14 protein-coding genes are annotated in these 12,890 nt (G+C 57.9%); 3 read left to right on the top strand and 11 right to left on the bottom strand.

Annotated features, from left to right (window positions below; genetic code table 11):
* Window positions 1–472: 472 nt before the first annotated feature.
* From M3O22_05620 to M3O22_05575, 10 genes are all read right to left on the bottom strand, one after another.
* The gene (locus M3O22_05620) at window positions 473–904 is read right to left on the bottom strand and encodes a hypothetical protein (protein MDP9196232.1); all 432 of its coding nucleotides are present in this window, start codon (window positions 902–904) and stop codon (window positions 473–475) included.
* 525 nt (window positions 905–1,429) lie between these two features.
* A complete protein-coding gene (locus M3O22_05615; protein MDP9196231.1) occupies window positions 1,430–1,762 on the bottom strand; it encodes a hypothetical protein in 333 nt (110 codons plus the stop codon).
* Window positions 1,763–1,816: 54 nt separating this feature from the next.
* Window positions 1,817–2,683: an aspartate/glutamate racemase family protein gene (locus M3O22_05610; protein MDP9196230.1), complete on the bottom strand. Its 867-nt coding sequence runs from the start codon at window positions 2,681–2,683 to the stop codon at window positions 1,817–1,819.
* A 23-nt stretch (window positions 2,684–2,706) separates the two neighbouring features.
* Window positions 2,707–4,608, bottom strand: a complete 1,902-nt coding sequence (locus M3O22_05605; GenBank protein MDP9196229.1) for a hypothetical protein — start codon at window positions 4,606–4,608, stop codon at window positions 2,707–2,709.
* A gap of 226 nt (window positions 4,609–4,834) precedes the next feature.
* Window positions 4,835–5,791, bottom strand: a complete 957-nt coding sequence (locus M3O22_05600; protein MDP9196228.1) for an acetyl-CoA carboxylase carboxyltransferase subunit alpha — start codon at window positions 5,789–5,791, stop codon at window positions 4,835–4,837.
* Window positions 5,792–5,804: 13 nt separating this feature from the next.
* Window positions 5,805–6,116: an NADH-quinone oxidoreductase subunit NuoK gene (nuoK, locus tag M3O22_05595; protein ID MDP9196227.1), complete on the bottom strand. Its 312-nt coding sequence runs from the start codon at window positions 6,114–6,116 to the stop codon at window positions 5,805–5,807.
* A gap of 2 nt (window positions 6,117–6,118) precedes the next feature.
* Entirely contained in the window at window positions 6,119–6,748 is a 630-nt protein-coding gene (locus tag M3O22_05590; protein MDP9196226.1) for an NADH-quinone oxidoreductase subunit J, read from the bottom strand.
* A 14-nt stretch (window positions 6,749–6,762) separates the two neighbouring features.
* Window positions 6,763–7,269, bottom strand: coding sequence for a protein-export chaperone SecB (gene secB, locus M3O22_05585; protein ID MDP9196225.1), 507 nt, complete (start codon window positions 7,267–7,269; stop codon window positions 6,763–6,765).
* Between the two features lie 27 nt (window positions 7,270–7,296).
* Entirely contained in the window at window positions 7,297–7,698 is a 402-nt protein-coding gene (gene rplS, locus M3O22_05580) for a 50S ribosomal protein L19 (GenBank protein ID MDP9196224.1), read from the bottom strand.
* 155 nt (window positions 7,699–7,853) lie between these two features.
* Window positions 7,854–8,858, bottom strand: coding sequence for a hypothetical protein (locus M3O22_05575; GenBank protein ID MDP9196223.1), 1,005 nt, complete (start codon window positions 8,856–8,858; stop codon window positions 7,854–7,856).
* 303 nt (window positions 8,859–9,161) lie between these two features.
* Here M3O22_05575 and M3O22_05570 point away from each other — a divergent pair, with 303 nt between their 5' ends.
* Window positions 9,162–10,034 carry a hypothetical protein gene (locus M3O22_05570; GenBank protein ID MDP9196222.1) on the top strand — a complete coding sequence of 291 codons (873 nt, stop codon included), beginning with the start codon at window positions 9,162–9,164 and terminating at the stop codon, window positions 10,032–10,034.
* 12 nt (window positions 10,035–10,046) lie between these two features.
* On the opposite strand, the gene M3O22_05565 is transcribed toward M3O22_05570, so the two are convergent.
* Window positions 10,047–10,798 (bottom strand): IS5 family transposase gene (locus M3O22_05565; protein ID MDP9196221.1). Its coding sequence is split into 2 segments (ribosomal slippage): window positions 10,047–10,489 and window positions 10,489–10,798, totalling 753 coding nucleotides; the frame shifts between segments, so codons are not numbered across the junction.
* A 433-nt stretch (window positions 10,799–11,231) separates the two neighbouring features.
* Here M3O22_05565 and M3O22_05560 point away from each other — a divergent pair.
* Both M3O22_05560 and M3O22_05555 read left to right on the top strand, forming a co-directional pair.
* Entirely contained in the window at window positions 11,232–11,714 is a 483-nt protein-coding gene (locus tag M3O22_05560; GenBank protein MDP9196220.1) for a hypothetical protein, read from the top strand.
* Window positions 11,715–11,756: 42 nt separating this feature from the next.
* Window positions 11,757–12,890: hypothetical protein (locus M3O22_05555; protein ID MDP9196219.1), on the top strand; the 1,134-nt coding region annotated here is incomplete at its 3' end.

Raw genomic sequence — 12,890 nt, 5'->3', positions numbered from 1 at the left:
AGCACTGGCCCTGCTGCCCCTGCTTGCCGTGGCTTTCCTGTTGTCCGCGGGGAAAGAGGACACCAGGGCGCCAGGAAAATCAAACGGATAATGGCCATCTGACTTCGGTTTTCTGCGCTTCCGGTGTTCACGTACTGTAACGTACGCTGCGCGCCGGTTCTCGAAAACCTTGTCATCTGACTTATTCTGCGTTGATTGTCCGGGCGCCCTGCCCCGTCCTGATTACCCCGAAATCTGTTGCTTCTATGCCACAGGGCATAGATCTTTTCGTCATGAAAGTAATTTTTTCTTGCTTTCGCTCATGGTATTGTAATTTAATTACCATAGTTGTGAAGGCGCATTACGAGTTTGATGCGTCTGGCAGAGGATTTGGAAAATGGACCGGAGAAGAAAATCAGAACGTTCAGGAAATAAAGCACCGGTTGCAGTGAAAAATCTGCCCGGGTCCTTCAAGGAAGGACAGGATGATCTGTTATACAGGCGTGAGCTGGATGCCCCTCTGTCTGAAGACAAGGTCATCGAATTCTCGAGAAAGGATTATGAAGATAACGGATGGGATCCCGAGAATGATTTTCCAACATACAGATTTATAGGGGATATCGGGCTTCCCGATGGTTCCGGAAAAGTAAGGCTGCGGGTCAAGGGTTGCCGGCTCGAGATTCACGGAAAGGTAAATCCCAATGTTGAAATTCTGGTTGAAGGGGATGAACGCTGCTCTGTCAGCGTTACGGAAGGTCTTGGTGACAGGGTCACAATCAGAACACCCGGAGAAATTTCTGTTGGAAAAACTGTCCGGCAGGAAAATAACGATGATTTTTTTGAGGGTGCTCCGGTAGGAAATGAAAGCGTCCTTGATGGATATTCTATCAGGTGCGGTGATGTGGGAATGCGCGCCGGGATTCATTCACATGACGATGCCAGCACCGGGAACCTGGGAGACTGCACCCGCGTTTTTGCGCAAGGGGATGCACGATGTGACGAGGTTGGGGAAAAAGCCATCATTTTTGCCCGTACAGTCCGTTTTTTCGATGCAGGTCCATATGCTGCCGTATTCAGCATGTTGCGGCAGGTTCCTTTTCTTCCGGATGTGGAAAATGGCCGTCCCCAACTGATGGACGCTGTTCTCTGGTCAAACCGGGGAAAAAAAACAGGTTTGCGGTTTGATGCCCAGGGGCACCTCTGCAACGCTGAGGGTCGGCCTCTGACGTCCTATGACCCCCGCTGGGTTGGTCCCAACCAGAATATTCCTGAAGCTGCGCTTCCCAGAATCACCATGGGCTGCAATCAGATCCCCCCTGCCGTACTGCAGGAAATACTTTCTTCATCAATTGCCCTGTCCGAGTCTGTACAGGCGGTTGAGCGGGGTATGGCTATCAGGTCTGCTCTGGGGGCATCCATGGCGCGGCGCTGGGGTGCTGTCGTTCCTGTTTCAGGTCAGGAAAGAAAGCAAAAACCCAATCTCAATCCCAAGGCTGTAAGAACCCGGAAACAAAAGTTGAGAAAAGACCTGAAAAAAGCCCTGGAAAGAACTCTGGCCCTGAAAAGGGCCCGTGTCCTGGAAGATCAGTATGGCGTCTATGCCGCAGGGTGGGAAGAACAGAAAACCGACATTCCGCCGGAGATGAGAATCGAGCTTGAGGAAGTTTACCGCAAAGCCAATGGTGGCGAAATCGTTGTTGTTGGTCTTTGCAGGGATGGTGATGGCAATCTTGTGGAGGATCGTGTCACTATAGCTGGTCTGCATGGCAAGGGCTATGTACAATATCCATTGCCGCCGAATCTCCAACGTACAGGGTTGAGCATCTACGGGCCTCCCTTAGACGGCGACGAAAACCAGTTCACAGCCCAGCAGGTGGCTGGCGGAGCGGGTAACGGCGGCTGGGTCCCCGGTAGTGAACAGCCGGCTTCGCAGGCTGGTGGAAGTGTCATGCCCCTCACGCCTGTCCCTGTTGTTCCTCCCGAATCCCGGCCAGCGGCGTAAGTATTCTTTCAGGCTTTCGGCCACCAGGTCCGGCTGGGACAGGATAGCTGTGCCAGGTGGCAGGGCTTTTCTGAACAGGTCTTCCACCAGCGGATAGTGGGTGCAGCCCAGCAGGACTGTATCGGGCCCCTGTCCCTGCGTCTGGTCCAGCAGGGTTTTTGCATATCCCCGCACAAGGGCATCCAGTTCATCACGGGAGGCACTGGCCTCGATCCGGGCGGCCAGGTTGGGGCAGGCCTGCTGGACCACCCGGATCTGGGGGGCGCGGCAGGCGATCTCGCGCACAAACGCCCCGCTCTCCACCGTCCGGGGTGTGGCAAAAGCCGCCACCAGCTTTGAACCAGCGGGATTTTCCCCGGGAACAGTCTGTTTCCAGGGCACGCCCGTGACGGCTTCCACAGTGGGGACAATCACCCCCAGGATGCGGCGCCGGGGATCCACCACAGGCAGCCACTCCTGCTGCAGGCGGCGCAGGGCCACGGCGGATGCGGTGTTGCAGGCCAGAATCACCAGCCGGCAGCCCTGCTGGAACAGCCAGTCCACGGCCTTCTGCGTCAGGTGGAAAATCTCCCCGGGGGAGCGTGAGCCATAGGGCGCATGGCCGTGATCGCCCAGATACAGGAAATCCTGCTCCGGCAGGTGCCTCTCAAAGGCCTGCAGGACTGTCAGGCCCCCATGCCCCGAATCAAAAACGCCAATCATCTGCCCGTGATAACAGGGGCCGGTTACAGAGCCAACACCATTCTGGTTGTGAAATCCGTGGTTTTTGCCGCTGCTGCTTCGGAAACTGGTGAAAGGATCTGATCACACAGGGCTGCAACGCGTTGGTCAAAACCCCAGCGAACCTTTTCTTCTCCGATAAGCCTTCTCAGGGGACGTGACTGGCTGCACAGGGTCCTGATCTGGTCACGGGTGCCCGTGTAGTCCAGTTTGGGCTCGGTCATCATCCAGCCCAGAACAGGCATCAGGCCGGGGCCATCGGGAGTCCGGCAGTGCTTCACGATGAAAGCGCGAAGGCTCTCGGGGGTGTTCAGGTTTTCCATCAGATTTGTGCCATGCTGCGCATAAAAACCCGGAATCTGCTCATCAAGAATCTGGCATGCTCGGTCTGTAGCGTCTTGCAGGTTTGCGTCCCCGACAGCACTGTTAATTCCCTTATCCCTGTACCCGCCCAGCAGGAGATAGGTGGCCAGAAATTCGATGTTTCCAGTCTGGCAGTGATTGATCAGCGTTGCTGTCAGATAATTTTTTTCCCGGAGATGCCGAAAGCCGGATATCCGCCGGACACCGCCTTTCTGGTCACCGAGAAGATCATTTGCAGCATGGTCAGCATTGAATTTGCGGAGTTTTTCAGGGTCTCCGGACTCGACCACTTCAAGGAAAGCCGGGCCGATATCCGGATCTTCCCGCATCGTCAGGGCCATGGAATCCGTGCGGACTGTTTCCCGGGACGTTTCTGGTGAACCCGTAACAGGGATTGTTTGGGGAACTGGTGCAGCAGCATCCGGACCCTTGTTGTCCCCCGGTCCGGTTTTTACTCCATTGTCTTCAGGGACCACTGCAGTGGCTTGTGTCTTCGGTTCTGTTTTTCCCGCATTGCCTTCAGGAGCAGCTGTAACACTGACTGGCGAAGGCTGCTCTGGTGAAAGTGCATCAGGTGCAGCACCGGCCGGTTTACCGGACGCCTGTTCCTGCGCATTATCTGGATCAGGTGCGGCTGCAACGCTTTTTGCCTCCGACTCCCTGATTTCAGAGGTGTTGACTTCTTCATTGCCGCCGGATGCGCCTTTGGGAGAAACGGCATCTCTGAAGGGTGCTTCCGGTGCCGGCAGGTGTCCGGGGACTGCTTCAGCAGGCGGATTTTCTTCTTCATTCCCATCTGCCAGGTCAACTTCTTCCCAGACAGCGTCGGGCGCGGCTGCAACGTCTTCGGGGGCAGACCCATCCTTAACGGGAGCTTCCGGATCCAGATCAACCCCCTCACCATTATCAGGCGGAGTTACGGGACCTTCTTCCTCATCCTCTATAATCTGGGCATAGGGAATTTCTTTCGGTTCAGCTTCTTCCGGTGCCGGTTCAGGCAGGGGTCTGGAGCCGCCAGGCAACAGGGTCTGTGGCAACAGGGAATAATCTTCATGCCCCCAATGCTTCTGGTTGTCTGAAAACCGGAATCCCCGTCCGTTTTTCTCATTCGTGAGCCGGAATTCCGGGACAAACTCCACGACTGTTTTCAGAACCCCGAAACCTGTGAAAGTCAGCCAGTGTTCGGGGCGGGTACCGTTCCCGTCAGGTTCATTGGAAAATTTACATTTTTCCAGCCAGAGGCGCAGTGCGTTGAAAGCCGGCTTGGAAAAACGCCAGTCCAGCCCTTGGAATTCAAAGCAGTTGGCCACCAGAAGCTGTTCCAGGAGGGACCGCTGGCTGTCGCTTATACCCTCACCCTTGATCCGGCCATCTTCAACGTTTTTGTCCAGAAACGTCTCAAATTCCCTTGGGCCCACCAGAGCAGCCGCAAAAGCCTCTTCGAACAACGACAGGGTTTCACGGCGCTTTTTATCCCAGATCTCATCAATCTGGTTCCACAGCATGGTTCCCAGATACGGAGCCAGAATCTCTTTCGGCAGCATGATATCCGTCCTGTTTCAGTGACGCGCCTGGTGCAGGATATCCTCTTTCAGAGAAAGCAAATAATACTTTTATTTAAAAGTACTGTGTTGCCCGCCTCCAGACCCGCTGCCGTGAGCGGATTATCGCCGTCTTTCGAGAACCAGCGCGCAGTGTGCATAAACGTACATGAGCACCGGAAGCGCAGAAAGACAAGGCAGGACGCCACGGCAGTCAGGGTTTGGGTTCTCAGGACAGGCTTTTCTGGCCCATATCCAGAAACCGGGTGCGGCGGTTGGCCAGCAGGGTGGCCTGATCCTGGGCCACCAGGTCTTTCAGGACGGCCTCGACGGCGTCTCCGGCCGTGCTGATGGCCACGTCGGGGTTACGGTGGGCGGCGCCCAGCGGTTCGGGGATGATGGTGTCTATGACCCCCAGCTCCTTCAGGTCCTGGGCCGTCAGGCGCAGGGCGGCGGCCGCATCCGCGGCATTGGTGGCGCTGCGCCACAGGATCGAGGCGCACCCTTCGGGTGATATCACTGAATAGATGGCGTGTTCCAGCATCAGGACCCGGTCTGCGGCCGCCAAGGCGATGGCGCCGCCGGACCCCCCTTCCCCGATAATGACAGAGACCAGCGGCACCCGGATTTTCAGGCAGACATCGATGCTTCTGGCGATAGCCTCGGCCTGGCCCCGCTCTTCTGCCTCCACGCCCGGGAAGGCCCCGGCCGTGTCCACCAGCGTGATCACCGGCAGGCTGAAGCGCTCGGCCATGGCCATCAGCCGCTGGGCCTTGCGGTACCCCTCAGGCTTTGCCATGCCGAAATTGTGCCTGACCCGCGTATCCGTGTCCTTGCCCCGCTCATGCCCCATGACAACCACGGGCATGCCCCGGAAACGGCCCAGCCCCCCCACAATGGCCCTGTCCTCCGCGAACAGGCGGTCTCCGGCCAGCGGGACAAAATCCGTGACCAGCCGGCTGATATAGTCGGTGGTGTGGGGCCGGTTGGTGTGGCGGGCCACCTGGACCTTGCGGGCCGGGGCCAGCTTTGCATAGGTCTGGGCCAGAAGCTTGTCCACCTTTGACTGCAGGCGGGTGACCTCGTCGGCGATGTTCAGGTCCGCGCTGCCCTGCATGTGGCGCAGCTCGCTGATCTTGCTTTCCAGCTCGGCAATGGGCTTTTCGAATTCCAGGAATGTGTGCATGGGCGGAGTCCGGTCAGCCTTTCATCATGTGGATGTCTTCCACGTCAATGGTGCCGCGGTTGCGGAAATATACCACCAGCAGGGCCAGGCCGATGGCGGCCTCGGCCGCGGCGACGGTCAGGTTCAGCAGGGCAAACACCTGCCCGGCCATATCCTGCAGGAAAACGGAAAAGGCTACCAGGTTGATGTTGACGGCCAGAAGCATCAGCTCGACCGACATCAGGATAACGATGACGTTCCTGCGGTTCAGGACAATCCCCATGATTCCCAGCGCAAAAACGACCCCCGCCAGGATCAGGTAATGGGTCAGGCCGATGGGAGCCATCATCACGGAATTCCCTCCCCTGTTTTCACGCTGCGGATCGTCAGCACATCGTCACGCCGGCGGTCGGCCTGCAGGCCTGGATTCTGCCGGCGGGTTTCGGGTCGGTGACGCAGCGTCAGAACGATGGCGCCGATCATGGCCACCAGAAGGACCAGGCCGGCCAGCTGGAATACCCACACATACTGGGTGTACAGAAGCCGGCCCAGGATGTGGGTATTGCTCTGGGGCGCCCAGGCGGCGGCTGTGGCCGGCGCGGCGATATTGGAGATGGCTGCCGGGGCGGCTGACCATCCGCTGACGGCCAGGACAATCTCGGCCATCAGGGCGCCGCCCAGCACCAGGGCCAGCGGAAGCTGGCGGCGCAGGCCCGCCCGCAGGTGGCTGAAATCAATGTCCAGCATCATGACCACGAACAGGAACAGGACCGCCACGGCACCCACATAGACGATGACCAGGATCATGGCCACAAACTCGGCCCCCATCATCAGGAACAGGCCGGCGGCGTTGAAAAAGGCCAGGATCAGGAACAGGACCGAATGGACCGGGTTCCGGGCGCTGATTACCATCAGGCAGGACAGGACCAGAACGCTGGAGAAGACCCAGAAGATCAGGTTCGGAAGAAGATGGGACATGACAAGGCAGATCCCTATGCGTTTGCGGTTTCTCCGCGGTTTTCCGATGAGGTCTGTGTCTGACCCTTGCGGAACATGTCGGCGAAATCAATGGGTCCCAGCATCAGTGGCGGAAAGCCTCCATCCCGTGTGGTATTGGCCAGGATGGCCCGGGCAAAGGGGAACAGCAGGCGGGCCCCCTCAACCAGCAGGAAAGGTTTCTGCTGCTCCGAAAGCGTGGCGCCTTCAACAGCAAACAGCCCGGCATAAGCCATCTCGGCAATAAAGGACACCTTGTCGCCCTGCTTTGCTTCCACGTTCAGCTTCAGGGTGATCTCATAGCCGGCTTCCGCTACCGGACGGACTTCCACATCAACCCTGACGCCGATCTCGGGCTTCTGGGTGCCGGTCAGGATCTGGGGAGCATTGGGATTCTCAAAGGACAGGTCCTTCAGGTACTGGCTGTGGACGGCCAGACGGGGTAGTCCACCAGCCTGTGCGGGAGGATTCGTCCCGTTCAGCTTGCCGGAATTTGCAGCCATGAAAACGTCTCCCGGAATCGGAAAAGATCAGGTCCTGTCGTTGGCGGTTTCTGTTTCAGAACCGCGACCGGTGGTTCGCTCGGAGATACGGGCTGCCTTGCCGCGCAGGTTGCGCAGGTAGTACAGCTTGGCCCGGCGGACGTCACCCTTGCGCACCAGTTCAATCGACTCGATGCGGGGGCTGTACAGGGGGAACACGCGCTCGACCCCCTCGCCATAGCTGATCTTGCGTACGGTGAAGGAGGAGTTGATCCCGGCGTTCTTGCGGGCGATGCAGACACCTTCGTAGGTCTGGATCCGCTCACGGGTGCCTTCCACGACCTTCAGGTTGACCTTCAGCGTGTCGCCCGGGGAAAATTCAGGCAGCGTTTTTCCAGCCAGCGCCTTTTCGATCTGGCTGTTTTCCAGTTTTTTCAGAATTGTGCTCATGACATCCAGTTCCCGGAGATGAATTCCTGTGACAGAACGGGGATGTCTAGCCGATTTGCCATGTTCCGTCCAGTATTGATTCCGCTGGTTGCCGGAATCTCCATAAAAAGAGAGGCGGCATTGCTGCCGCCCCCCATACATCATCTGTTCCGGTTTCAGTACCTGACCCGGCCTGTGGCAGGGCCTGCGTTGCCGCCGCCGTCAGGGGCGCGGATGGAAGTTGTGCCGCCGGATGTGCCGGTACCGCTGGTGGTTCCGGTCTTGCCGGCTTTGGCGCAGGCTTCCTCGGCGGCCAGGTCACGGGTCACAACGCCGCGGTTGACATCACCTGTGCCGGACCAGCTGCTCTCCGCGGATACGGCGCTCTTTGCCCGTCGTCCCTCAACAGAACAGTCTACAGCCTGTGCCCCGTTTGTGTTGGCTTTGGGAGAAAAGCCGAAGGATGCTCCGCTTTTCCCGCCGGAGGAACCGCCGCCGCCGCCACCTCCGCCGCCGCCGCCTCCACCGCCGGAGGAGCCACCGCCACCACCGTATCCGCCACCATAAGAGGGGGCAGCTGTCGGAACCGGCGTATCGTTGTTCCCGGGTGTATCAGGATTTTCAGGCACTCCGGGAGGAGGCGTTCCAGGGGTCCTGTCGGTGTTGTCGCCGGTGACTGGCATCCAGTCTGTCGCGGCCGGAGGAGGACTGCCGGGAGGGGGAGTATCCGGACGTGCGCCGGTTTCCCGTCCTGTCAGGCGGTTTTCCCGGCCTTCCGGTTCGTTCAGGATAAGTTCGGGGGCTGTCGTGTCCTCACATTCAGGCAGGACTTCCCCCATTCTGTCATACTTGCGACATTTGGCGTTCTGGCTGGGTGTCCTGCGGGCCGTGTCTCCGCCTGTCGCCGGGCTGGAGCGATGCTCATTCAGCTGGATCGCGGGGGCACTGCATTTCGGGTCGATGCGGGGCGGCTGGACTGCTCCACGTGCCCTGATGGACGGATGCATGTTTTCGTAGTTTTCCAGGTCCTTTCTCTGCTTTTCGCATTGTGCAGGCGTGGGGCCGCTGGTGTTCGGGGCGGCACTGGTCTGGGGCGCAGTCCCCGCCAGAATCAGCGCCAGGGCAAGGACGCCGGTGTATGTACACACTTTCTGAAGGGCTGAGGAACGGGGTCGGGACATGGGCGTCTCCTGTGATGGCGGGTCTTGTATATATGCAGGATCCTGACAGAAATTCCTTACGTTTTTCTTAAAAAGTCACGCAATTGTCCGACATCCGGATTTAGAACTCCAGTGGATTGATCGGAGGCCGGATGATACAATCTTGAGTTGTATCACATAGTGTTTTTCCTTGACATTGGATCTGTACAGTCCGTGACATAGCAACCATAGATTGGTTTCTTGTGAACATTCGCCATTATCAATTGCGCGCCTCTTTTTTTGATGACAAGCGGGATTCACTGGTATGCAAAGCGGGGCCATAGGATGAAACAATATGTAGCGGGATGGAAGCGGCGGTGGGCCAGCCTGAGCGACTGCGGCAAGGTGGTGACGCTGGTGCTGGCGATTGGCGTGTTGGTATGGGTGCAGGGTCAGGCCCGGCTGGTTTTCCGGGATAAACCATCGCAGGCGGAGGTGGTGAAATTGCTGACGCTGCGCGATGACTACAGCCAAGGTCTGCAGTACCGGTTTAATAAGGCTTTCCCCAAGGGAAGCGATATCCGCGACGTACTGGCATACATGGATCAGTATGCGGATCAGTCCGTGCGATACGAAACCCTGGATTATCCATGGCTGGGAGCCTGGTGGGCGTATTGGCCAACACTTGTTACCGGATCGCTTCAGCATACAAAATATGTGAAATATCCGGCACCGTCGGACCTGCCCGCCATTACTTGGGTAGCAGAGTTCACAACGCGTCGTGGCCGGCTTGTCGAAGCCCGGTTTACGCCTCACGCTCCTGAAGAAAAATTCCTTGTCTGGGCCAGGATGCAGAACTGGGGTGAGGTGCGCAGGGAGGTTTTATGGGAACGTTTCAAAGAGATAAAAAACCTGAATCCTTCAATCAGGGATGTTCGTTTGCTGGCAGAGTATTTGGGTGCAGAGGATCCGCTTATATCAAGAACAGCAAATCCCGAGTCCACAGACACAAATCAACGGAGTGAATATTTGTCTTTAAAATTCTATTATTTTCCTCATAACAGGGAAATCATTTTTTACAACCATGCACACATTCAACTGAATGTGCATTTTGACCAGCAAGGCGAGTGTGTTTGGGTTTCTGGCGGGCCGGGCCCCAAAGAATTTGGAGAATTTTTAAGTTTGTTGTTTGGCGCAACCATCGGACATCTTTCTTGAACGATTCATCAACTAGGTCGTGGACTCATAAATTCTGGTCCATAGCCTGATGGAGCCGAGTAGGACAGCGGCGAGGAAGTTTGATGCGAGTTTGTCGTATCGAGTGGCGATACGTCTGAAGTGTTTGAGTTTATTGGAGAAGCGCTCGATCACGTTGCGTTGTCGGTAGATGGCCGGACTGACGGAGCGCTGTGTTTTGCGATCGCGTTGCGTGGGGATGTGTGTTGCGCCGCCTCTTTTGCGGACAAGTTCGACAAGGGCCATCCAGTCATAGCCCCGGTCAGCGACAAGGTCCCGTCCCGGTTTCAGCGTTGCGATGAGTTCTGGTACAGCCGCCTTGTCTGACGCCTGCCCTGCCGTCAGGAGAATGCGCAGTGGCATGCCGGTTTCATCCACGGCGGCATGGATCTTGCTTGTCAGTCCTCCACGAGAACGGCCAATGGCGTTATCCGGACCCCTTTTTTACCTCCCGCCGCATGCAGGTGCGCCCGGACGATGGAACTGTCTATCATCTGCATGGATTGTGGTGACTGTGCCACCCGCAGCCACACCCCGGCTTTTGCCCAGCGGTTAAAGCGGTTGTAAACCGTTGTGTATGGCCCATACCGCTCCGGCAGATCGCGCCACGGTGATCCTGTCCGCAAGATGTAAAAAATGCCGTTCAGTACGCGCCGGTCATCCACTCGTGCAACACCCCGGGGCCGGTCCGGCAGCAGCGGCTTTATCAATGACCACTCTTTATCCGTCAACTCAAACCGGGCCATGACACACCTTCCTTTCATGGAAAGTGAATCACATCTCTTCACATACCGGAACCCTCTTTATGACTACAGATCCTAAAAGAATTCTTCCTTAACAGCCGTGGTTTCAGTGTTTCGGTACAGGACAGGCCGGACTTCAGCAGAACAGACCCGGTGACGGGCAGAGAGATGCGCTTTTTCCTGTGCAGTCATAAGATGGAAATTATAGGTCCCGGTGGCAGGAATTATCCATCCGACATGCTGGTGATGAGGCCAGTGAGGGAAATTCCGGGTGCCAGGAATCTTCCTGTGCAATTTGTCCATGTGAGCAATCTGCCCCGGTGCCTGAAAGATGCTGATCTTCTGGCGGCGCAGAAGATTCTGAAGCCTGTATACCCCGGACTGTTTCCGGGGTCTGCACCCGCCCCCTGAACCCGGAAAAGAAGGGAAAGCCATAATGCTGGCCAGTGGCATTCTTGTGATAGGGGACTGGTGCCTGGTGGAACTGGATACGGATTCCGGTTTTGACGAGGCAGACCGGGTGTATTTTCCCAGGATCCAGACGGAAGGCATGGAGGGGGCTGTCCCGGCCCTGCAGACCAGATTTTTGATGCTCGGGTTCCAGACCCTCATGTCTGCAGACCTTTTCCTTTCAGCGCCGGATCCCTATATCGGAGAAGACCGGCTCTGGTTTTCCTGCCACTTCATGGGGAGGATCAGCAGCCAGAGAATGTGGGGAAAGCAGGGGGATATCAATATCCTCACCCGGCTAGCTCTCTGTGATACCCTTTTTACTCCCGTGATTATCAACAACCCCCTTCCGGCAGAGACCCGGTGGCAGCTGGTGAAGGCCAGCAGGCTTCTTCCGGTTCTTGATGAACCGGATCTTCAGGCGGCGCGGGAAGAATTTCCGGGGCTGTTTTCATTGCCGCGGCCGTGAAAAGTCTTGTCATCCGGCAGGAACTGAACGATCTTCCGGCCCATGAAACCTGAATACCAGGGACTGAAGCTGGCCATACCGGGCAGTACGATGCTGTTTGGAGAGCATGCCGTCCTGCGCGGGGCGCGGGGTCTGCGGGCGGCTGTGGACCGGCACGTAACCATGGCTTTCATTCCCCGGCAGGACCGCAGGATCCGGATCCACAGCCAGGGTGCTGTGCATGAGGGGCCGGTGGACGATCCGGGCCATCACCCGGACCTGGAGTATGCGCTGAAAGCGCTGGAGAGGCACAGGCCTGTTTCTGGTCTGGACATTGTTATTCGCAGCGATCTGGGGGTGATGGGCCTGGGAAGCTCGGCCGCCATTGTGGCGGGAGTGGTTGTGGGTCTGGCCCTGCTGCGGGATCCCGTGTCCCCGCTGGACCGGAACGCCCTGTACCGCGAGGGTCTTGCTGTGATCCATGCGGTGACGGGACAGATCGGCTCGGGCGCGGACCTGGCCGCCAGCCTGTGGGGCGGCATTGTGGCCGTGCGGGGTTCTGAAATTGTTTCCTTTCCTGCGGATATTCCGCTGACGCTGGCGTACAGCGGCTACAAGACTTCCACGCACCGGGTGGTGGAGCAGGTCAACGCCCGGGCTGTGGAAAATCCGGAAATCTATGATCCCCTGTTTGTGCAGATGACAGTGCTGGCGGACCAGGCGGTGCAGGCTGTCCGGGATCAGGATTGGCCCGGGCTGGGTCAGCTGTTCGGCCAGTACATGGAATGCCAGAGACAGCTGGGTGTGTCGGATCCCGAGCTGGACCGCCTGTGTGCGGCCCTGGGTCAGGATCCGGGAATTTCTGGAGCCAAGATTGCGGGCGCGGGTCTGGGAGACTGTGTGATCGGCCTCGGGACCTTTGCCAACAGTGACGGGAATGTGCAGCCTGGCCGGCTGATCCATGCCAGGATTGCGCCCGAAGGCGTCCGGCAAATTCCCCTGGAGCGGGAGGATATGATCGCGGCCCTGACCGGCTCTGTGCGAAGGCCCGCAAAACCTGAAGGCCGGGCTTCGGCTCCGGTCAATATCGCCCTGGTCAAATACTGGGGCAAGCGCGACGGCCGTCTGAACCTGCCGGTGACGGACTCCCTGTCGGTCACGCTGCCCTGGATGACCCATACAACAGTGGGGCAGGGC

Source organism: Pseudomonadota bacterium, assembly GCA_030775045.1.
In the GTDB taxonomy this organism is placed as follows: Bacteria; Pseudomonadota; Alphaproteobacteria; order JALYJY01; family JALYJY01; genus JALYJY01.
The sequence above is the reverse complement of the archived record's forward strand: the minus strand, read 5'-3'. Positions and strand labels throughout refer to the sequence as shown.